The sequence below is a fragment of the Mycobacterium kubicae genome, from assembly GCF_015689175.1.
Taxonomy (GTDB): Bacteria; Actinomycetota; Actinomycetes; order Mycobacteriales; family Mycobacteriaceae; genus Mycobacterium; species Mycobacterium kubicae.
This window is the reverse complement of record NZ_CP065047.1, coordinates 2,192,290-2,213,299: the sequence shown is the minus strand read 5'-3', so window position 1 is coordinate 2,213,299 and position 21,010 is coordinate 2,192,290. Positions and strand designations below refer to the sequence as shown.

The 21,010-nt window shown below is 68.7% G+C and carries 20 protein-coding genes; 5 read left to right on the top strand and 15 right to left on the bottom strand.

The genetic code is table 11. From position 1 onward, the window contains the following. Window positions 1–17: 17 nt before the first annotated feature. The 10 genes from aroQ to I2456_RS10585 form a co-directional block, all read right to left on the bottom strand. The gene (gene aroQ / locus I2456_RS10630) at window positions 18–461 is read right to left on the bottom strand and encodes a type II 3-dehydroquinate dehydratase (RefSeq protein WP_068031602.1); all 444 of its coding nucleotides are present in this window, start codon (window positions 459–461) and stop codon (window positions 18–20) included. Beyond that, window positions 454–1,545, bottom strand: coding sequence for a 3-dehydroquinate synthase (aroB, locus tag I2456_RS10625; RefSeq protein ID WP_085073006.1), 1,092 nt, complete (start codon window positions 1,543–1,545; stop codon window positions 454–456). Before aroB ends, aroQ begins: the two co-directional genes overlap by 8 nt. Beyond that, the gene (locus tag I2456_RS10620) at window positions 1,542–2,084 is read right to left on the bottom strand and encodes a shikimate kinase (RefSeq protein ID WP_068165711.1); all 543 of its coding nucleotides are present in this window, start codon (window positions 2,082–2,084) and stop codon (window positions 1,542–1,544) included. Before I2456_RS10620 ends, aroB begins: the two co-directional genes overlap by 4 nt. A 7-nt stretch (window positions 2,085–2,091) precedes the next feature. Continuing rightward, window positions 2,092–3,306, bottom strand: coding sequence for a chorismate synthase (aroC, locus tag I2456_RS10615; RefSeq protein ID WP_085073007.1), 1,215 nt, complete (start codon window positions 3,304–3,306; stop codon window positions 2,092–2,094). A gap of 20 nt (window positions 3,307–3,326) precedes the next feature. Then, window positions 3,327–3,755, bottom strand: a complete 429-nt coding sequence (locus I2456_RS10610; RefSeq protein WP_068165715.1) for a prepilin peptidase — start codon at window positions 3,753–3,755, stop codon at window positions 3,327–3,329. Window positions 3,756–3,766: 11 nt separating this feature from the next. After that, window positions 3,767–4,576, bottom strand: coding sequence for a shikimate dehydrogenase (locus tag I2456_RS10605; protein ID WP_085073008.1), 810 nt, complete (start codon window positions 4,574–4,576; stop codon window positions 3,767–3,769). After that, complete coding sequence (gene mltG, locus I2456_RS10600) at window positions 4,573–5,817, bottom strand: endolytic transglycosylase MltG (RefSeq protein ID WP_068031582.1); 1,245 nt, start codon at window positions 5,815–5,817, stop codon at window positions 4,573–4,575. Before mltG ends, I2456_RS10605 begins: the two co-directional genes overlap by 4 nt. Then, window positions 5,810–6,334, bottom strand: a complete 525-nt coding sequence (gene ruvX, locus I2456_RS10595) for a Holliday junction resolvase RuvX (RefSeq protein ID WP_068031578.1) — start codon at window positions 6,332–6,334, stop codon at window positions 5,810–5,812. The genes mltG and ruvX overlap by 8 nt, the downstream gene beginning before the upstream one ends. Continuing rightward, window positions 6,335–9,031, bottom strand: coding sequence for an alanine--tRNA ligase (gene alaS, locus I2456_RS10590; protein ID WP_085073009.1), 2,697 nt, complete (start codon window positions 9,029–9,031; stop codon window positions 6,335–6,337). A gap of 88 nt (window positions 9,032–9,119) precedes the next feature. After that, window positions 9,120–9,509: a secondary thiamine-phosphate synthase enzyme YjbQ gene (locus I2456_RS10585; RefSeq protein WP_172826616.1), complete on the bottom strand. Its 390-nt coding sequence runs from the start codon at window positions 9,507–9,509 to the stop codon at window positions 9,120–9,122. Between the two features lie 164 nt (window positions 9,510–9,673). Here I2456_RS10585 and I2456_RS10580 point away from each other — a divergent pair, with 164 nt between their 5' ends. Next, a complete protein-coding gene (locus tag I2456_RS10580) occupies window positions 9,674–10,297 on the top strand; it encodes a hypothetical protein (RefSeq protein ID WP_085073010.1) in 624 nt (207 codons plus the stop codon). 14 nt (window positions 10,298–10,311) lie between these two features. On the opposite strand, the gene I2456_RS10575 is transcribed toward I2456_RS10580, so the two are convergent. Next, a complete protein-coding gene (locus I2456_RS10575; protein WP_085073011.1) occupies window positions 10,312–10,647 on the bottom strand; it encodes a hypothetical protein in 336 nt (111 codons plus the stop codon). Next, window positions 10,644–12,005 carry a replication-associated recombination protein A gene (locus I2456_RS10570; protein ID WP_085073012.1) on the bottom strand — a complete coding sequence of 454 codons (1,362 nt, stop codon included), beginning with the start codon at window positions 12,003–12,005 and terminating at the stop codon, window positions 10,644–10,646. Before I2456_RS10570 ends, I2456_RS10575 begins: the two co-directional genes overlap by 4 nt. A gap of 158 nt (window positions 12,006–12,163) precedes the next feature. Here I2456_RS10570 and I2456_RS10565 point away from each other — a divergent pair, with 158 nt between their 5' ends. Both I2456_RS10565 and I2456_RS10560 read left to right on the top strand, forming a co-directional pair. Next, a complete protein-coding gene (locus I2456_RS10565) occupies window positions 12,164–13,240 on the top strand; it encodes a hypothetical protein (RefSeq protein WP_085073013.1) in 1,077 nt (358 codons plus the stop codon). 146 nt (window positions 13,241–13,386) lie between these two features. Next, a complete protein-coding gene (locus I2456_RS10560) occupies window positions 13,387–16,053 on the top strand; it encodes a circularly permuted type 2 ATP-grasp protein (RefSeq protein ID WP_085073014.1) in 2,667 nt (888 codons plus the stop codon). 4 nt (window positions 16,054–16,057) lie between these two features. Here I2456_RS10560 and I2456_RS10555 read toward each other — a convergent pair whose 3' ends face one another. Continuing rightward, complete coding sequence (locus I2456_RS10555; RefSeq protein ID WP_068031560.1) at window positions 16,058–17,122, bottom strand: zinc-binding metallopeptidase family protein; 1,065 nt, start codon at window positions 17,120–17,122, stop codon at window positions 16,058–16,060. Then, a complete protein-coding gene (locus tag I2456_RS10550) occupies window positions 17,115–18,038 on the bottom strand; it encodes a transglutaminase family protein (RefSeq protein ID WP_139823032.1) in 924 nt (307 codons plus the stop codon). Before I2456_RS10550 ends, I2456_RS10555 begins: the two co-directional genes overlap by 8 nt. 167 nt (window positions 18,039–18,205) lie before the next feature. On the opposite strand from I2456_RS10550, the gene I2456_RS10545 reads away from it, so the two are divergent. Then, window positions 18,206–19,453, top strand: a complete 1,248-nt coding sequence (locus tag I2456_RS10545; protein ID WP_085073015.1) for an esterase/lipase family protein — start codon at window positions 18,206–18,208, stop codon at window positions 19,451–19,453. Window positions 19,454–19,516: 63 nt separating this feature from the next. Then, window positions 19,517–19,906, top strand: coding sequence for an MmcQ/YjbR family DNA-binding protein (locus I2456_RS10540; RefSeq protein WP_068031555.1), 390 nt, complete (start codon window positions 19,517–19,519; stop codon window positions 19,904–19,906). Here I2456_RS10540 and I2456_RS10535 read toward each other — a convergent pair. Then, window positions 19,898–20,974, bottom strand: a complete 1,077-nt coding sequence (locus I2456_RS10535) for an FUSC family protein (RefSeq protein WP_085073029.1) — start codon at window positions 20,972–20,974, stop codon at window positions 19,898–19,900. The two genes, I2456_RS10540 and I2456_RS10535, sit on opposite strands and share 9 nt — an antisense overlap. Window positions 20,975–21,010 lie beyond the last annotated feature (36 nt).

Genomic DNA, 21,010 nt, shown 5'->3' with positions numbered 1-21,010 from the left:
CACCAAGCCGGGCGACGCTAAGAAGGGTTAGCGGCCAGATACCGCAGGGCCAGCAGATAGCCCTGCACGCCGAGCCCGACGATCACGCCGGTCGCAATGGGGCTCAAGTAGGAGTGCCGCCGGAAGTCTTCGCGGGCGTGCACATTGGAGATGTGCACTTCGATCAGCGGGGCGGTGAGTTCCGCGCAGGCGTCGCGCAGCGCCACCGAGGTATGCGTCAGACCGCCGGCGTTGAGCACCACCGGTTCCCCGGCGTCGGCGGCAGCATGAATCCACTCCAGCAGTTGGGCTTCGCTATCGCTTTGGCGGACAACTGCTTTCAATCCGAGCTCGGCGGCTTCCCGGTCGATCAGGGCGGCCAGGTCGTCATGGGTGGTGCTGCCGTAGACCTCCGGCTCGCGCCGGCCCAGCCGACCCAGGTTGGGGCCGTTGATGATCTGCACGGTCGCCGCGTCAGTCATGGGCGCACACCCCGGCATAGGCGGTGACCAACAGCCCCGGGTCGGGCCCGACCAAACGGCCCGGCTTGGCCAGCCCGTCGAGCACCACGAACCGCAGCACGCCGGCGCGAGACTTCTTGTCCCCGGCCATGAACTCCAATAGTTGCGGCAACGCGTCCGGGTCGTAGCTGACCGGCAGGCCCAGCGAGGACAGGATGGCCCGGTGGCGTTCGGCGGTGGCGTCGTCGAGGCGTCCGGTCAGCCGCGCCAGTTCCGCCGCGAACACCAGCCCGACGGACACCGCGGCGCCGTGCCGCCACTGGTAGCGCTCCCGGCGTTCGATCGCGTGGCCCAGCGTGTGCCCGTAGTTGAGGATTTCGCGCAGTTCGGATTCCTTCTCGTCGGCCGCGACGACCTCCGCCTTGACGGCGATGGCCCGGCGGATGAGCTCCGGCAGCACCTCATCGTTGGGATCCAACGCGGCTTGCGGGTCGGCTTCGATGAGGTCCAGGATGACCGGGTCGGCGATGAACCCCGCCTTGACCACTTCGGCCATCCCGGCCACGATCTCGTTGTGCGGCAACGTTTCCAGTGTCGCCAGGTCGACCAGCACGGCCAGCGGCTGGTGGAACGCGCCGACCAGGTTCTTGCCGGCGTCGGTGTTGATGCCGGTCTTGCCGCCGACGGCGGCGTCGACCATGCCCAGCAAGGTGGTGGGCACGTGCACGATGGATACCCCGCGCAGCCACGTTGCGGCCGCGAAACCGGCGACGTCGGTGGCCGCCCCGCCGCCCAGGCTGATCAGGGCGTCCTTGCGGCCGATGCCGATGCGGCCCAACACTTCCCAGATGAAGCCGACGACGGGCAGGTCCTTGCCGGCTTCGGCGTCGGGGATCTCGATGCGGTGCGCGTCGACGCCCTTGTCGGCCAGGTGGCTGCGAATAGCCTCGGCGGTGTGGGCCAGCACCGGCTGGTGCAGGATGGCGACCTTGTGCCGGTCGGAGAGCAGCCCTTCCAACTCGCTGAGCAGGCCGCGCCCGATGATGACCGGGTAGGGCGGGTCGACGGCCACCTCGACGGTGACCGGTGTGCTCGGATCGCTCATGTGGCTGCCTGGTTCTCGGTTGCGGCGGACTCGGTGGACTGCAGGCGCGAAACGATGTAGCGCACCACCGCCCCCGGGTTGCGCCGGTTGGTGTCGACCCGCAAGGTGGCGACCCGGCGGTACAGCGGCGCGCGTTTGGCCATCAGGGCTCGGTACTTCTCCGCGCGATCGGGTCCGGCGAGCAGCGGCCGTACGGCGCTGCCGCCTGTGCGGCGCACGCCTTCGGCGGCACCGATTTCCAGGTAGATGACGGTGTGGCCGGCCAGCGCCTCGCATACGCCGGGGCTGGTGACCGCCCCGCCGCCCAGCGACAGCACGCCGTCGTGGTCGGCGAGCGCGGCGCGCACCACCTGTTCCTCGATGCGCCGGAACTCCGCTTCGCCGTCGGTGGCGAAGATCTCGGCGATGCTGCGCCCGGTCTGCTGCTCGATCGCGACGTCGGTGTCGAGCATGCTCACGCCGAGTGCCTTGGCCAGCCGGCGCCCGATGGTCGATTTCCCCGAGCCCGGTAGTCCGATCAGTACCGCTTTGGGTGCCACTGGTGCGCTACCCCTGGCTTACCCGCGCCCGAGTGGCCGGAGCCTCCCGTTCGGCGACCGTCCGTTGGTAGGCCTCGATGTTGCGGCGGGTTTCGGCAAGCGAGTCGCCGCCGAACTTCTCCAGCACCGCGCGCGCCAACACCAGCGCCACCATGGTTTCGACGACGACGCCGGCGGCGGGCACCGCGCAGACGTCGGAGCGCTGGTGGATGGCGACGGCCTCGTCGCCGGTGGCCATGTCGACGGTGGCCAGGGCGCGGGGCACGGTGGAGATCGGCTTCATCGCCGCGCGCACCCGCAGCGGCTGGCCGTTGGTCATCCCGCCTTCCAGGCCGCCGGCCCGGTTGGTGGAGCGGACGACACCGTCCGGGCCCGGGTACATCTCGTCGTGGGCGCGGCTGCCGCGGCGGCGCGCGGTTTCGAATCCGTCGCCGATCTCCACGCCCTTGATGGCCTGGATGCCCATGACCGCGGCGGCCAGTTGGCTGTCGAGCCGGTTGTCGCCGCTGGTGAACGAGCCCAAGCCGATGGGCAGGCCCAGCGCCACCACCTCGACGATGCCGCCCAGGGTGTCGCCGTCCTTCTTGGCGGCTTCGATTTCGGTGATCATGGCCTGCTCGGCGGCCTTGTCGTAGGCGCGCACCGGGCTGGCGTCGATGGCGGGCAGGTCTTCGGCGTGCGGCGGCGGGCCGTCATAGGGCGCCGACGCGCCGATCGAGACGACATGGGACAGCACCTCGACGCCGAGCGCCTGACGCAGGAATGCCCGTGCGACGGTGCCCGCGGCGACGCGGGCGGCGGTCTCGCGGGCGCTGGCGCGTTCCAGCACCGGGCGGGCGTCGTCGAAGCCGTACTTGAGCATGCCGGCGTAGTCGGCGTGGCCGGGCCGGGGCCGGGTGAGCGGTTCGTTGCGCGCGCTGTTCTCCAGCTCAGCAGGGTCGACGGGATCGGCGGCCATCACCGTCTCCCACTTCGGCCATTCGGTGTTGCCGATCTCGATGGCGATCGGGCCGCCCAGGGTGGTGCCGTGGCGGACCCCGGACAGCACGGTCACCGCGTCCCGCTCGAACTTCATCCGGGCGCCGCGGCCGTAACCGAGCCGACGGCGGGCCAGCTGATCGGCGATTTCGGTCGAGGTGACCGCCACCCCGGCGACCATGCCCTCGACCACGGCGACCAAGGCACGGCCGTGCGACTCCCCCGCGGTAATCCAGCGCAACACCCGTCCATCTTCCCACGGGCTCAACCCAGCAGGGCCGACCCCGCCGCCCAAGCGCTGGCCACGCACATCGACGGACCGTGCGGCACCGACCGCGCGCCACGCGTCAGGGCCAGCAGTCCGAACAGCGCGGTGAGCAGCGGAGCGGCCAATGCCGCGAGGAACCACTGCGCCGCGCCGAAACAACCGCACAGCCCGCCCAACCCGATCGCCAGCTTGACGTCCCCGGCGCCCATCGCCGCCGGGGTGATCAGGTGCACCGCCAGGTACAAGCCGGTCAAGCCCGCGGCGCCGGCCAGCGCCGGCAGGCCGTCGCCCACGCAGGCGGCGCCCGCCAGGATCACCGCCGCGCCGGGCAGCGTCAGCCAGTTGGGCAGTCGGCGCTGCCGGAGGTCGTAGCAGCTCAACATCGTCAGCCAGGCCAGTACCACCGCGGCCGCCGCAATCCGCATGCAGCGGCAGGTTAATCCAGGCCGGTCAATGCGCAAGTCATCGCCTCGCGCGGGGCGGGCCGCCCGGTGAACTGTTCCACCTGCGCGAATGCCTGATGCAGCAGCATCTGCAGGCCGCTGATGACCCGTCCACCCGCGGCGCTCACCGCGGCGGCCAGCGGCGTGGGCCACGGGTGGTAGATGGCGTCCAGCAGGACTGGTATACCGGCGAACGTCGCGGCATAACGCGCTGCGACGTCGGCCGGGATGGTGCTGACCAGGACGCTGGCGGCCGCCACCTGCTCGGCCAGGCCGGGGCTGTCCAGGTCGGTGAAGCGGGTCGCCATGCCCAGTCGCGCGCCCAGGTCCTGCAAGCGGGCGGCTTTGTCCCGGTTGCGTGCCACCACGGTGATCTCGGTGACACCCAGCTGGGCCAGCCCGACGACGGCCGCCGGTGCGGTGCCCCCTGAACCGCAGACCAGCGCGTGGCCGCCGGCCTGTCCAAGCGCGCCGGCGACGCCGTCGACGTCGGTGTTGTCGGCCCGCCAGCCGCCCGGCGTGCGGACCAGGGTGTTGGCCGAGCCGACTTGTTCGGCGCGCTGGGTGCGCTCGTCGGCGAAGCGCAGGGCGGCGAACTTGCCGGGCATGGTGACCGATACCCCGACCCATTCCGGGCCGAAGGCGCCGACGACGCCGGGCAGCCGCTCGGCGTCGCACTCGATGCGGTCATAGGTCCAGTCGTGCAGTCCCAGCGCGCGATAGGCGGCCAGGTGCAGCTGCGGGGATCGGGAGTGGGCGATGGGCGAGCCGAGCACGGCCGCTTTTCGCGGCGCTTCACTCATCGCGCGGAATCGAGGACACCGTTGCGTTTGGCCAGTTCGATGTTGGCCAGGTGCTGCTGGTAGTCCCGGGTGAACAGCGTCGTGCCCTGTGAGTCGATGGTCACGAAGTAGAGCCAGTCACCGGGCTCGGGATGCTCGGCGGCACGCAGCGCGTCCACTCCAGGCGAGCAGATGGCGGTGGCCGGTAGTCCTTCGGACATGTAGGTGTTCCAGGGCGTGCGCAGGCCGCGGTCGCCGTCACTGGTGGCCACCTCCCGGCGGTCCAGCGGATAGTTGACGGTGGAATCGAATTCCAGCGTGCGGTGCTCATGCAGCCGGTTGTAGATGACCTGCGCCACCTTCGAGAAGTCCTGGGCGTTGGCTTCCTGCTGCACCAGCGATGCCACCACCAGGATGTCGTAGGGCGACAGGCTCAGCGCCTTGGCGGTGTCCACCAGACCCGACTTCATGTACGCCACGGCGCCGGCGTTGATCAGCGTCGCCAGAATGGTCTCGGCCGACGCGGACGGATCGATGTTGAACGTCCCCGGAGCGATCAGGCCCTCGATGCGGCGATGGTCGTCGCCCAGCTCGTTGACCGGCTCGACCGCCCAGGGCGGCACCTGCAGCGCGACGGGGGTGCTCTTGCTCGCCGCGGTGCGCAGGTCCGCCACCGATACGCAGCGCTGGTTGCCGTCCAGGTTCACGCAGGTGGCGCGCGAGATCAGCGTCAGGATTCCGGGGTTGACGACGTTGCTTTTCATGTCGGTGGTGTCGTCGAGCTGCCGGCCTTCGGGAATCACCAGCTTGCCGACCCGGCTCTTGGGGTCGGCCAACCGGGCGACGGCATTGGCCGCCGGAATCTCGGTACGCATGCGGTAGAAGCCTGGCTGAATCGAGGAGATCGCGGCGTTGCCGTGGGCGGCGTCGACGAACGCCCGTACGGTGCGCACCACTCCGCGATTGAGCAGGGTTTCCCCCACGGCGGTGGTCGAGTCACCGGCCTGGACCTGGATGACGACGTCGCGCTTGCCATTGCCGGTGTAGTCGTCGTCGGCGCCCGACAGGGACCGCCACAGCTTGGAGCCGAGGAAGACGGCGGCCACCACGACCACCACCAGGAGGCTGAGCGCGATGCCGCCCACGATTCGTCGCCGCCGCCGGTGACGCTCGGCGCGCTTGCGGTCGGCGCGGGACCTGCGGTGGCGGGTTGGCGCCACGGCCACGGGCTCGGCCCGGTGGCGGTGGTCCTCGTCAGCCATCGACACCTTCCCCAGTCCCCGAGATCGCCCGACTTTCGGTCACCATCTTGCGACGTTGATCCAACCACCCCTGCAGGATCGCCACTGCGGCCGCCTGGTCGATCACCGATCGCTGGTTGCGGGCCCGCACCCCGGCCTCGCGCAGTGATCGCTGCGCGCTGACCGTGGTGAGCCGCTCGTCGGCGAGGCGCACCGGGATGGGCGCGATCCGCTGGGCCAGCGCGTCGGCCACGTCGATCGCGTCGCGGGCCGACGGTCCGGTGCGGTCGGCCAGCGTGCGCGGCAACCCGACGATCACCTCGACCGCTTCGAACTCCGCGGCGAGTGCGGCCAGTCGGCGCAGGTGCCGGCCGGACCGCTCGCGACGCACTGTTTCGACCGGGGTGGCCAGGATGCCGTCCGGGTCACTGCTGGCGACGCCGATTCGCACACTTCCCACGTCGATGCCGAGGCGTCGTCCCCGCCCGGGGTCCTGGTCGCCGGGCCGGTCGGGTGGGCGGTGCTGCTGCGAATCCACTCAACCGACCCGTGCGATCTCCGCGCGTACCGCCTCGAGTGCGGCGTCGATGCCGGTCGGGTTCTTCCCCGAACCCTGGGCCAGGTCGGCCTTGCCGCCGCCGCGGCCCTCGACCGCCACGGCGAGTTGTTTGACCAGATCGTTGGCGCGCAACCCGAGGTCCTGGGCGGCGGAGTTGGCGGCGACGGCATACGGCACGGTCTGGCTCTCCCCCTCGGCGATCAGCGCCACCACCGCGGGGTCGCTGCCGAGCTTGCCGCGGATGTCGCCGACCAGCGAACGCAGGTCGGCGGCGGTCATGCCGGCCGACATGCGCTGCGCGACGAGCCGGACGTTACCGATGCGCTCGGCGCCGGCGGCGGCGTTGGTGGCGGCCGCGCGGGCGCTGGCCAGCCGGGCCCGCTCGAGTTCCTTCTCGGCGGCCTTGAGCCGGTCCACCAGGTTGGCCACCCGGGCCGGCACCTCTTCGGACGGCACCTTCAATGACGACGCCAGCCCCGCCATCAGCGCGCGCTCCTTGGCCAGGTGCCGGAATGACTCCAGCCCGACGTAGGCCTCCACGCGGCGCACACCGGACCCGATCGACGATTCGCCCAGGATGGTCACCGGGCCGATCTGCGCGGAGTTGTGCACGTGGGTGCCCCCGCACAACTCGAGGGAGAACGGGCCGCCGATCTCCACCACCCGCACCTGGTCGGGGTAGCTCTCGCCGAACAGCGCCATCGCGCCCATCGCCTTGGCCTTGTCGAGGTTCTCGAGGAAGGTGTGCACTTCGAAGTCGGCCTGCACCGCCTCGTTGGTCACCTCTTCGATCTGCGTGCGCTGCTGCTCGGTCAGCGGACCCTGCCAGTTGAAGTCGAACCGCAGGTAGCCAGGGCGGTTCAGCGAGCCGGCCTGAACGGCGTTGGGGCCCAACACTTGCCGTAACGCGGCGTGCACCATATGGGTTCCCGAGTGGCCCTGTGTGGCGCCCTTGCGCCAATTGGGGTCCACCGCGGCGATGACGCTGTCGCCCTCCACGAATTCGCCGGATTCCACGTTCACCCGATGCGCGTGCAGGGTTTTCGCGATCTTCTGCACGTCGGTGACCGCGGCCTTGGCACTGCCGCCGGCACCGGTTCCGCTGATCGAACCCAGATCGGCGATCTGGCCCCCGGATTCGGCGTAGAGCGGGGTCCGGTCCAGGATCAGCTCCACCCGGTCTGCGTTGACGCCGTCGGCGTGGGAGACCACCGGCACCCGCTTGCCGTCGACGAAAATCCCCAAAATCCTTGCCTCGGAGGCCAGTTCGTCGAACCCGGTGAACTCGGTGGGGCCGGCGTCGACCAGGTCGCGGTAGGCGGTCAGGTCGGCGTGCGCGTGCTTACGTGCGGCGGCGTCTGCTTTGGCGCGCCGACGCTGCTCGGCCATCAGTTCCCGGAACCCGGCCTCGTCCACACCCAGGCCCGCCTCGTTGGCCATCTCCAGGGTGAGTTCGATGGGGAAGCCGTAGGTGTCGTGCAAGGTGAACGCATCCGAACCCGAAACAACTACGGCGCCTGAGGATTTCGTGGCACCGGCCACCTCTTCGAAGAGCTTGGAGCCCGAGGCCAGGGTGCGGTTGAACGCCGTCTCCTCGGCCACCGCGATGCGATTGATGCGGTCGAAGTCGCTGACCAATTCCGGGTAGGACGGGCCCATCGAGTCGCGCACGCTGGTCATCAGATCGCCGACGATGGGGGTGTCGATGCCCAGCAGTTTGGCCGAGCGCACGACCCGGCGCAGCAGGCGGCGCAACACGTAACCGCGGCCGTCGTTGCCGGGGCTGACGCCGTCCCCGATGAGGATCGCCGCGGTGCGGCTGTGGTCGGCGATGATGCGGTAGCGCACGTCGTCTTCGTGGTTGCCCACGTCATAGGGGCGCGGTGCCCGGGCGGCGACAGTGTCGATCACCGGCCGCAGCAGGTCGGTTTCGTAGACGTTGTGCACGCCCTGCAGGACCAGCGCGATCCGCTCGACGCCCATGCCGGTGTCGATGTTCTTGCGCGGCAACGGCCCCAGGATCTCGTAGTCCTCTTTCGACGTTCCCTCGCCGCGCTCGTTCTGCATGAACACGAGGTTCCACACTTCGAGATAGCGGTCCTCGTTGACGATCGGGCCGCCCCCGGGGCCGTATTCGGGGCCCCGGTCGTAATAGATCTCCGACGACGGTCCGCACGGCCCGGGGATGCCCATCGACCAGTAGTTGTCGGCCATGCCGCGACGCTGGATACGTTCGGCGGGCAGACCGGCGATTTCCTGCCACAGCCCCGCCGCCTCGTCGTCATCGAGATACACGGTGGCCCAAAGTTTTTCCGGGTCGAGTCCGTATCCCCCGGCGTCGACGCTGTTGGTCAGCAGCGACCAGGCCAGCTCGATGGCGCCCCGCTTGAAATAGTCGCCGAACGAGAAGTTGCCGGCCATCTGGAAGAACGTGTTGTGGCGGGTGGTGATGCCGACTTCGTCGATATCGGGAGTGCGGATGCACTTTTGGATGCTGGTGGCCGTCGCGTACGGCGGGGTGCGCTGACCCAGGAAGAACGGCACGAACTGCACCATGCCGGCATTGACGAACAGCAGGTTGGGGTCGTCGAGGATCACCGACGCACTGGGCACCTCGGTGTGACCGGCCTTCACGAAATGATCAAGGAACCGCTTCCTGATCTCGTGTGTCTGCACTGTTTTCCGCTTCCTCGTTTGCTCAGCAGGTCACCCAACAGCCTATTCGCCGGCCAAGGCGCAGGCTGGCAGAGACCGATCTCGGCCTTCAGCCTTCCATAAAGCTCAACCGCACCGAGCGCTGCGGATTGTCCCGGTTCAGGTCGACAAGTACGACACTTTGCCAGGTGCCCAGCATCGGCTCGCCGTGCGAGACCGGCACCGTCACCGACGGCGACACGATGGCAGGCAGTACATGGTCAGCGCCGTGGCCTGGCGAGCCGTGCGCATGCCGGTAACGGTCGTCACGCGGCAACAGCCGCTCCAACGTGTCCACCAAGTCGTCGTCGGAACCGGCGCCGGTCTCGATGATGGCGACCCCGGCGGTCGCGTGCGGGACGAACACGTTGCACAGACCGTCTCCGTAGCTGAAGCAGAACCTGCGCACCGCGTCGGTGAGATCCACGATGCGGCGGCGCGAGGTGTCCACCTCCAGCACGTCGGTTTGCATCTGACCAGCCTACGGCGCAACCGCTGTAGGCAGCCAATCGTTTGTGAGCGCGACCACACCTGGCCATTGCGGCGGTCGCCGGTCAAGAGGAAGGTATCTGGTGGGACCGGTGGCGCCGCCGGGGCGCTGCCCCGACGGTTAAGGGAGCCAACGTGTACGCACGATCCACCACCATCCAGGCGCAACCCTTGTCGGTCGACATCGGCATCGCGCATGTCCGCGATGTCGTGATGCCCGCGCTGCAGGAGATCGACGGATGTGTCGGGGTATCGCTATTGGTCGACCGGCAAAACGGCACCTGCATAGCGACCAGCGCATGGCACACCTTGGAAGCGATGCGCGCCAGCGCCGAGCAGGTGGCGCCCATCCGCGACCGTGCCGGACTGATGTTCGACGGCAGCCTGCGAGTCGAAGAGTGGGAGATCGCCTCGGTGCACCGTGATCATCGGTCGCGGGAAGGTGCATGCGTGCGCGCCACCTGGCTGAAAGTAGTGCCCGACCAGCTCAACCGCTCCCTGGACTTCTACCGCACCGCCGTGCTGCCGGAGATGGAGCAGCTCGAAGGGTTCTGCAGCGCCAGCCTGATGGTCGATCACCCGGCCTGCCGACGGGCGGTGTCGTGCTCGACGTTCGACAGCATGGACGCGATGGCCCGCAACCGCGACCGGGCCTCGGAGCTGCGCAGCCGGCGGGTGCGGGATCTGGGCGCCGAGGTTTTGGATGTGGCCGAGTTCGAGCTGGCGATCGCCCACCTGCGGGTGCCGGAGCTGGTCTAGGCGGTCGCCTGCATTCAGGGCAGCGCGTCGCCGGGGAAGCCGAGGCAAGGGTGCACCTGGTAGGTGAACACTCCGGCCACCACCCCGGGGTCGGCGTTCATGATCGCGATGGTCTCCTCCACCGTCGCGGCGAACACCCCGATGCCGCACAAGTCGGATCCGTCGGTGACCGGCAGCACCACCGCGAGCACGCCGTCGTCGCGCAGGCCGAAGTTGCGGCGGCCGTGCTCCCACACGACTGCGGGCGTGGTGTCATCACCGAAGTTGGGCCCCTGCTTGAGGATCGCGACGCTGTAGGCCTTCGCGGTGGGCAGTAGCCGACCCATCTCCTCGTCGGTGAACGTCTTCATGCCCGTCCCCTCTTGCGGATGATCGCGCGCAGCCGGTCCAGGCGACCGACAAGCTCGCGCTCGGCGCCGCGGCCGGTGGGCCGGTAGTAGTCCACCCCGACCAGCTCGTCCGGCGGATATTGTTGTGCCACAACGCCGTCGGGGTCGTCGTGGGAATATTTGTAGCCCTGCGCGTGGCCCAGGCCCGCCGCACCCGAATAGTGCCCGTCACGCAGATGGGCCGGTACCAGGCCGGCCTTGCCGGACTTGATGTCGTTCATTGCCGCGCCCAGCGCGGTGGTGACGGCGTTGGACTTCGGCGCGGTGGCCAGATAGATGGTGGCATGCGCCAGCGTCAGCTGGGCTTCGGGCATACCGATCAGCGCCACCGTCTGCGCGGCCGCGACGGCGACCTGCAACGCGGTCGAGTCGGCCATGCCGATGTCCTCGCTGGCCAGAATCATCAGCCGGCGCGCGACGAAGCGCGGGTCCTCACCGGCGATCAACATGCGCGCCAGGTAGTGCAGCGCGGCGTCGACGTCGGATCCGCGCACCGACTTGATGAACGCGCTGATGACGTCGTAGTGCTGGTCGCCGTCGCGGTCGTAGCGGACGGCGGCCTTGTTCAGGGACTGCTCGATGGTTTCGACGGTGACCGGTTGGCCGGCCGCTTGGGCCGCCTCGGCGGCGACCTCCAGCGCGGTCAGCGCACGGCGGGCGTCGCCGGCGGCCAACTGCACCAGCACGTCGATCGCGTCGGGCGTCACTTCGACCCGCCCACCCAGGCCCCGTTCATCCTCGATCGCCCGGTGCACCACCGTGCGGATGTCGTCGGCCGTCAGCGGCCGCAACTGCAGGATGAGCGACCGCGACAACAGCGGCGCCACCACCGAGAACGACGGGTTCTCCGTCGTGGCGGCCACCAGCAGCACCACCCGGTTTTCCACCGCGGACAACAGCGCGTCCTGCTGGGTTTTGGAGAACCGGTGCACCTCGTCGATGAACAGCACGGTCTGCTCACCATGCAGCAGCGCTCGTCGCGCCCCGTCGATCACGGCCCGGACGTCCTTCACCCCGGCCGACAACGCCGACAGCGCCTCGAACCGGCGACCGGTGGCGTGCGAGACGAGCGCCGCCAATGTTGTCTTCCCGCTGCCCGGCGGTCCGTACAAAATGGCCGACGCGACGCCCGAACCCTCGACCAGGCGACGCAGGGGCGACCCGGCCGCCAGCAGGTGGTCCTGGCCCACCACCTCGTCCAGGGTCGCCGGGCGCATCCGCACCGCCAGCGGCGCGCCGGCCGATACGCCCAGGCCTGGGCGAGCGCCGTCATCGGCTCCCGCCGGTGCGCCGGGCAGGTCGAACAGACCATCGGACACGGTTCAGGCATACCACGCCGGGCGTCGAGGCAGCCGACACGCGGACGCGCTCAAAAATCAGACGAGCGCAATGCGGGCGTCGCGGACGCTTATTTGCTAAGTTCCGCATTGCTAAGTTCCGCGCGCCTACCGAACTACAAGCAAATTAGGACGGGGCAATGAGCCAGCCACCAGAGTATCCAGGTCATCATTCGGCAGATCCCCAGGGCGGAAGTCACAGCCCTTCGGGCTACCCGCCGCCCCCGCCTCCCGGTTACGGCGCCCCGCCACCACCACCGCCCGGATACGGTGCACAACCGCCCAGTTACGGCGCTCCCCCACAGCAATCTGGGTACGGCCAGCCGCAAGGCGGCTACTCGCCTCCGGGCTACAGTCCCCCGCCGCCCCCGCCACCCGGCTATGGCGAATACGGCGGCCAACCCGGCGGTGGGCCGTCCGGCGGCTACCCGCAACCGGGCTACGGCAGCCAGCAGCCGTTCAGTGTGGGCGATGCGGTCAGCTGGGCCTGGAACCGGTTCACCCAGAACATCGCCACGTTCGTGGTCCCGGTACTGCTCTACATCGTGGGGCTGGGCATCCTCGGCGGTGTGACGTTCGGGCTGGGCTTCGGCCTGTCGGACACCACCACCACGAGCTACACGAACGAATACGGCGGCACCAGTGAAGCGGTGAACTCCAGTCTCACCCCCGCCGGCGGCATCGTCTTGTTCCTCGGCTCCCTGGCCCTGGCTTTCCTGGCGCTGTACATGCAGGCCGGACTCGCCACAGCCAGCCTCGACATCGCCGACGGCAGACCGGTGAGCATCGGCACCTTCTTCAAGCCGCGCAATGTGGGCTCGGTGATCGTCACCGCGCTGCTCTCGCTCGTCGGTGTCGCCATCGGCTACGTGCTGTGCATCATCCCCGGCCTGATCTTCGCCTTCCTGGCCCAGTTCGCCATTCTGTTCGCCATCGACAAACGCACCTCGCCGGTCGATTCGATCAAGTCGAGCATCGCGACGGTCAGGGCCAACGTCGGCAGCAGCTTGTTGTCGTGGTTGGTGCAGTACGCAGCGGTGCTGATCGGCCAACTGCTGTGCTACGTCGGCCTGCTGGCGGGCATTCCGGTCGCCTCACTGGTGCAGACCTACACCTACCGCAAGCTGACCGGCGGCCAGGTCGTCGACCCGAACCAACAGCAGGGCGCCCCCGGCGGTTACCCGTCCGGCCCTGCGCAGGGCGGGCAGTTCGCCTAGTCTGCGCGCCGGCGCTCGGTGTGCTGCACACCGCTGAATCATGTGATGGGATCAGCGGTTATGAGGAGTCGGTCGCAAGGCCCGCACGGCGTGCGCCCGGGCAGCGAGCGCGCTGAGCTGCGACGCGTGGGCACGAAGTAGCGCTGATGGTGCCCGCGCACACCGCAATCGGCACCTCCGCCGCCGGGGCGGATAGCTACGACGCCGACCACCTGCTGGCCGGATACCGCAGCGCCCGCGCTCAGGAAGCGCTGTTCGACCTGCGGCCCACCGGCACCGTGGGCCCGGGCACGAACTACGACGAGTTCGTCGACGCCGAAGGTCACGTGCGGCCGGCCTGGGCCGAGGTCGCCGATGCGATCGCCGACCGCGGCCGCTCCGGATTGGATCTGCTGCGCTCGGTGGTGGACGGGCTGATCGACCACGACGGCATCACCTACACCGAGGTCGCGCCCCAGCGCGACGGACCCGGTCACGGCCTGGAACCGCGGCCGTGGAGTCTGGACACCCTGCCGGTCGTCCTGTCCGCGGGCGACTGGGATGTGCTCGAGGCCGGATTGGTGCAGCGGTCCCGGCTTCTCGACGCCGTGCTCGCCGACCTGTACGGACCGCGCCAGTTGCTGCTGGAAGGTTTGCTGCCCCCGCAACTGGTGTTCGCCCATCCCGGCTACGTGCGCGCCGTCAATGGCATCCAGGTGCCCGGCCACCACCAGTTGTTCCTGCACGCCTGCGACGTCAGCCGACTGCCCGGCGGCAGCTTTCAGGTCAACGCCGACTGGACCCAGGCGCCGTCGGGTGCGGGATATGCGCTGGCCGACCGGAGGGTCATCGCACACGCGGTGCCAGACCTGTACGAGCGGATCGGCCCGCGCCCCAATTCGCCGTTCGCTCAAGCGTTGCGACTGGCGCTGATCGACGCGGCACCCGATGTCGCGCAGGATCCCGTCGTCGTGGTGCTCAGCCCCGGCATCTTCTCCGAAACGGCTTTCGATCAGGCGTATCTGGCGTCGCTGCTGGGCTTCCCGCTGGTAGAAAGCGCGGACTTGGTGGTGCGCGACGGCAAGTTGTGGATGCGCTCGCTGGGCACGCTCAAGCGGGTGGACGTCGTGCTGCGCCGCGTCGACGCCACCTATGCCGATCCGCTGGATTTGCGGGCCGATTCGCGCCTCGGGGTGGTCGGTTTGGTGGAGGCACAACACCGCGGCACGGTGACCGTGGTCAATACGCTGGGCAGCGGCATCCTGGAAAGCCCTGGGCTGCTTCGGTTTCTGCCCGATCTCGCCGGACGCTTGCTGGGTGAAGATCCGCTGCTGCCCACCGCCCCGGTCTATTGGGCCGGCATCCCCAGCGAGCGTTCCCATGTGCTGGCCAACCTGTCCTCGCTACTGCTCAAGCCCACCGTCGGTGGGGAAACCCTGGTCGGACCGGCGCTTTCGTCGGCTCAGCTCGCCGAGGTGGCGGCTCGGATCGAGGCGCAGCCGTGGCAGTGGGTAGGTCAGGAACTGCCTGCCTTCTCCTCGGCCCCCACCGATCATGGCGGCGTGCTGTCCGCGGCCGGGGTCGGCATGCGGTTGTTCACCGTGGCACAACGCGGCGGATACGCCCCGATGATCGGCGGCCTGGGCTATGTCCTGGCCCCGGGTCCCGCCGCTTACACGTTGAATACCATTGCCGCCAAAGATGTTTGGGTACGCCCGACGGAACGGGCGATAGTGGAGACGGTGACGCTGCCGGCGGTGGGGCTGCCGGTGAAAACCGGAGTCGGCACGTCAGGCGTCAGCTCGCCGCGGGTGCTGTCCGACCTGTTCTGGATGGGACGATACGGCGAGCGCGCGGAGAACATGGCCCGCCTGCTGAACATCACCCGCGAGCGCTACCACGTGTTCCGGCATCATCCGGACGCCGAGGACAGCGAGTGTGTGCCGGTGCTGATGTACGCGTTGGGCCGCATCACCGGAACCGACCTGGGCGTCGAACACGACCATGCCGACATGATCGCCGTCGTCCCGTCGACCCTGTGGTCGATGACGGTGGATCCGGACCGGCCGGGCTCGCTCGCCCAGTCGGTGGAGGGGCTGGCGCTGGCCGCGCGGGCGGTGCGTGACCAGCTGTCCAACGACACCTGGATGGTGCTGGCCGGCGTGGAACGCGCGCTGGCGCACCAGCCTGATCCGCCCGAGTCGCTCGGCGAGGCCGACGCCCTGCTCGCTTCGGCCCAATTTCAGACGCTGGCCGGAATGCTGACGTTGGCGGGGGTGGCCAGCGAGTCGATGGTGCAAGACGTCGGCTGGACGATGATGGACATCGGCAAACGCGTCGAACGTGGGCTGTGGCTGACCGCGTTGCTGCGCGACACCCTGACCACGGTGCGCAGCAGCGCCGCCGAGCAATCCATCACCGAGTCCACGCTGGTGGCCTGCGAGTCGTCGGTGATCTACCGCCGCCGCACCCTGGGCATGGTCAGTGTCGCGGCGGTCACCGAACTGATGCTCTTCGACGCGCAAAACCCGCGGTCGCTGGTGTACCAACTGGAGCGGCTGCGCGCCGACCTGCGCAGCCTGCCCGGCTCGTCGGGATCCTCGCGCCCGGAGCGGCTGGCCGAAGAGATCAGCACCTGGCTGCGCCGGTTCGACCCCGCCGAACTCGAACAGGTCAGCGCGGACGGCCAGCGGGCGCAGTTGGCGGAGCTACTCACCGGGATCCACAACGCGCTGCGCGACCTGGCCGAGGTCATCACCGCCACGCAGCTGGCGCTGCCCAGCGGCATGCAGCCGCTGTGGGGCCCCGAGGAACGACAGGTGACGCCGACCTGACCGCCTAGCTCGCCGCGGCATTCGGGGCGGCCGGGCCGCGTGCCTGCGAGGTGACCTCGTCGATGACGGTGTAGATGAACTGCATCTTCTCCAGCACCGCGGTCGGTAACACGAACGGATACAGGTCGTCATGACCCATCGAGCGGTTCACCATGTTCAGCGACCAGGACAGCGGCAGCCACAGGTCGATGATGGTCTGAAAGGCGCTGGGCCCCAACAGCGGCCGGTCGAAAGTGGCCGACGCCGGCGCCAGCCCACACCAGGCGGAGGTGTCCAGCGCGTCGCGGATGTGCAGGTAGTGGGCGAAGGTTTCCGCCCAGTCTTCGGCCGGATGCATCGTGGCATACGACGAGACAAAGTTCTGCTGCCAGCCCTCGGGTGGACCTTCGCTGTAGTGACGGTCCAGCGCCTTCTGGTAGTCGGACTCGTGATCGCCGAACAATTCGTTGAACCGGGCCACATACTCACTCGACGGGCTGACCAGGCGGTAGTAGTAATAGTGGCCGATCTCATGACGGAAGTGGCCGAGCAGGGTGCGATACGGCTCGTCCATCTCCACCCGCAGTTGCTCGCGGTGCACGTCGTCGCCTTCGGCCAAATCCAGTGTGATGACGCCGTTTTCATGGCCCGTCATCACCGTCTCGTGAGCGCTGGACAACAGCCGAAACGCCAACCCGTAGTCCGGGTCTTCATTGCGTCCGATGATCGGCAGCTTCAACTCGTGCAACTCGGCGATCAGTCGTCGCTTGGCCGCCTCGGCGCGGGCGAACTCCGCCAGACCGACCGTGTCGGCGTCGTTGGGCCGCTCCACGGTCAGCGCGCAGGACACGCACAACCCGCCGGGCTGCCCTTTGGGCACCAGCCAATTGCATTCGGCCAGATACAGATTGGCGCACAGCTGGTATTCGTCCTCGGCCACCGCGCCGGCATGGTCGCTGTCGTCGCGGTTGGCGATCACCAACAGAGCCATCTGCTCGAGCGAGAAGCCCAGCGAGCTGCCACACGACAGACACTCCGAATTCTCGAACGTCAGACGCTGCCCGCAGTTCGGGCAGTGAAAGTCACGCATACAACACATCCCCTTCAAAAGGCACGACATCGACCGCGACGTCGATCACGCTGTTTTGTGAATTGGTGTAGATGATCCCGCGCAGCGGCGGCACGTCCGCATAGTCCCGGCCGCGGCCGACGACGATGTAGCGCTGGTCGACCATCTGATCATTGGTGGGATCCAGCCCCAGCCACTCGAATTGACCGGGTTGCTGCGGAGTCCAGACCGAAGCCCAGGCATGGGTAGCGTCGATTCCGATCATCCGGTCCTTCCCCGGCGGTGGGTCCGTTGCCAGATAGCCCGAGACGTAGCACGCCGCCAGACCGTTGGCACGCAGGCAGGCGATCGCCAGCCTCGCGAAGTCTTGACATACCCCTTCTCGGGCGGCCAGAACCTCGTTGACGCGGGTCGAAATGGCCGTCGACCCGGAGCGATAGGCGAAGTCGGTGTGGATCCGAAACGCGAGGTCGCGCAACACCTCCACCAGCGGGCGCCCGGCCGCGAAGCTCGGCGCGGCATAGTCCCGCACGGCGTCGGTGATCTCCGGCGGATCGAGGTCCAGGGTGAAGTCGACCGCCAACGCCCCCTGCCGGCCGGTGGGCCGGGCGGCCTCCCACGGCTGCAGCGCCGGTCCGCTGCTGTACAGCCCGGAAACCGGCGGCAACACGTCGACGATGGAGTCGCTGATGATCTTCAAGGTGCGGTGCGGTTCGGTGACATGAAAGTAGGAGCTGATGTTGCCGTAGCCGTCGCGGCTGGTGGAGCTGTCCGCGGGGGTGGGTTCGATGGTCAGTTGGTGGGCGACACACCGCTGCCGCTGGGAGTCGCGTGGCGTGAGGAAGCCACGGCCATAGGAGCTGGTGACGACGTCGGAGTAGCGATATTCGGTGCGGTGCGTGACTCTGTAACGCTGAGAGCCCGGCCAATCATCCAGATCTTCGAACGGAGCTTGCGACAACCCAATCTCCTTGCCTGACGCCGCCGCGGCGCTACTCGACCTGATCACACCACACGGCGGGTCGCCATGACGGGTGACAAGTGAGCCGCCGCGGGAAAATGGGAACCTTACGTCCAGTGGGCCCAACTGAGAGGAGCTGGCTCGTGCAGCGACAGGAAATCCGGTCACTGGCCGACCTTGCCGGTGAAGGCACCCGGGTGCTGACCACGTTGGTCCGCGACGTGCACCACGGGATCGCCAGCCGCGTCTTCGACTCCATCGGGCCGGCGTCCAAGCCGGTACAGGTGATTCACGACACCACCGCTGCCCTGACCTACCGCCTGGTCGACGGCGCCGTCCGCGGATCGCTACATGGCGTCGGCGCGTTGGCCGCGGAGACGTTGAGCAACGAGGACGACGACACGGTGCAGGCACGTCCCCGGATCGCCGGCGCGATCGCGGCAGTCAACGGCATCTACGGTGACGAGTTGACCAACCGGAACAACGGCTTCGCGCTGACGATGCAGATCCGCCGCAAGGGCAAGCCCGTCGACCTGACCGCCGACGCCATCGCGGCTGCTTTCCCGCGCGCCACCGGCCGGATAGTGGTCTTCGTGCACGGTTGGTGCATGACCGAACGGTCCTGGTGGCGTCCGCCGCGCACCGGAGAAACGCTGCGCCCCTACGGCAAACGGCTGCGCAAGGACCTCGGCTTCACCCCCGTCTACCTTCGGTACAACACCGGCTGGCACATCTCGGAAAACGGGCAGGCGCTGGCCGATCTGCTGCACCAACTGCAGGAGCTCTGGCCCACACCGGTGGAGGACACCGTGCTGGTCGGCCACTCGATGGGCGGGTTGGTCTCGCGCAGCGCCTGCCACTACGGGATGGAGCACAAGCACGACTGGACCAAAGCCGTTCGCCATGTCGTGTGCCTCGGCTCCCCGCATCTGGGCGCCGACCTGGAAAAAGGCGTCAACGCCGCTTCCTGGGCGCTGGCCAAGCTACCCGAGACCCGCGGCCTGGCCGCCTTCCTCAACGCCCGCAGCGCTGGGGTGAAGGACCTGCGCTACGGCTCCCTGCTGCACGAGGACTGGCGGGACTGCGACCCCGACGAGTTCCTGCGCGACCGTTGCCACGAGGTGCCCTTCCTGCCCGACGCCGTCTACCACTTCGTCGCCACCTCGGCCGCGCCGCGCGCGCTCGGCTTACTGTTCGGCGACAGCCTGGTGCGCCCGAACAGCGCGTCCGGGCGCGGCCGGTCGCGCCGGATTCCGTTCGAGGCGGCGCACGGGCTGACCTTGACCGGTCTGAACCACTTCGATCTGCTCAATCACCAGGCGATCTACGAGAAGCTGCTGGAATGGCTGGGTCAGCCGGCGCTGACGGCGAACACGGAGTCCGCGGGTTAGCAAATGCGGTAATCGGCACCGAAAACCTGTCGCGGCGGCGCGCGTCGGGCGCACAATCGAGTCGTGGCCACCTGGGACGACGTCGCCCGCATCGTCGGTGAGCTGCCGCTGACCACCGAGCAGGCACCGCATGAGTGGCGGGTCGGCAAAAAGTTGATGGCGTGGGAACGCCCGCTGCGCAAGTCGGACCGCGAGGCGATGGCCCAAGCCGGCGTAGCACCGCCGGCAGGCGACATTCTCGGTGTGCGGGTGTCCGACGAGGGCGTCAAGTTCGCCTTGGTCGCCGACGAACCCGAGGTCTACTTCACCACGCCCCACTTCGACGGCTATCCGGCGGTTCTGGTCAAGCTGGCCGAGATCGACGTCATCGCCTTGGAAGAGCTGCTTACCGAGGCGTGGTTGACTCAGGCGCCGAAGAAGCTGGTCAAAGAGTTCCTCGCCGGCTCACCCTGACGCCGGTCGGGCCGCTTTATCCGCCATGACGACCACCCGGTGCAGGTCGTCGACGCAGGCCGCGACGGCATCGGCGAGCAACACCTCCGTTCTGCGCTGCGCGATCGAAGCGAACTCGTCGGCGTGGCTGCGCGCCCTGGCGGCGTGCGCGGCGGCGGTCGCCGGATCGCTGTCGGCGACTTGCGTTCCGGCAACCAACTCCGTCAGCGCGGCGTGCACCGGCCGCGGCAGGGAACCGCAGGCGTCCAGCGCCGGCCCGACGGCCCGAGCCAGATGAACGACCGACACGGCGAACATCGCCACCCGGGCGGCTTGCTGGTCGGCTGCGGAGAAGGTCCCGCGCGCTGACCACCGTCGCGGCGCCACCCGCACGACCTGGCGGGCGGTGGTGCGGGCTTGGATCAGGCCACCCAGTTGCTCGTGCACCCGATCGATCGCCGAAGAGGGCCAGTCCCGCGGGGCCGTCGTTGCGCCGTCCGCGATCTGGGCGGTCCGCGCCAGCACGTCATGCAAGCCCGCCAGCACGCTGTCGCGCGCAGAGTGCAGCACCGCGAAAGGATTGGCCGGGAAGAGCAGGATGCTGAACACCAGGGCCAGGCTGCCGCCGATCAGCGAGTCGAAGAGGCGCTCGCCGACGATGCCGTTGTGCGGCAGGGCCAGCACCAGGATCGCTGACACCGCCGTCTGGTTGACGAACATCAAGCCTTGCGCGATGAAGCCGTGCCCGATCGACACCGCCGTGCTCAGCGCGATGAACACCGCGACACCGACCGCGACCGAGCCGGTACCCAGCGGCCCCTGCACCAGAGCGCCGATGCCGATGCCCAACGCCACGCCGATCATCATCTGGATGGCGCGGATCCCGCGCAGCACGTTGCTGGCCGACAGGCACACCGCCGCGGCGACGGGCGCAAAAAACGGCTGCGGATGTTTGAGCAGGTCGTGCGCGATCAGCCAGGCCAGGCCCGCGGCCACCGACGTCTGGGTGAGCGTGAACCACAGTCCGCGCAGCCGCCCGACGGCCGCCAGCGTGCCGTCGACAGCGGTGCTCAACAGCGAAGCGGTCATCAGGCTTGAATACCGCACACCCGCGCCGCAGCGCGA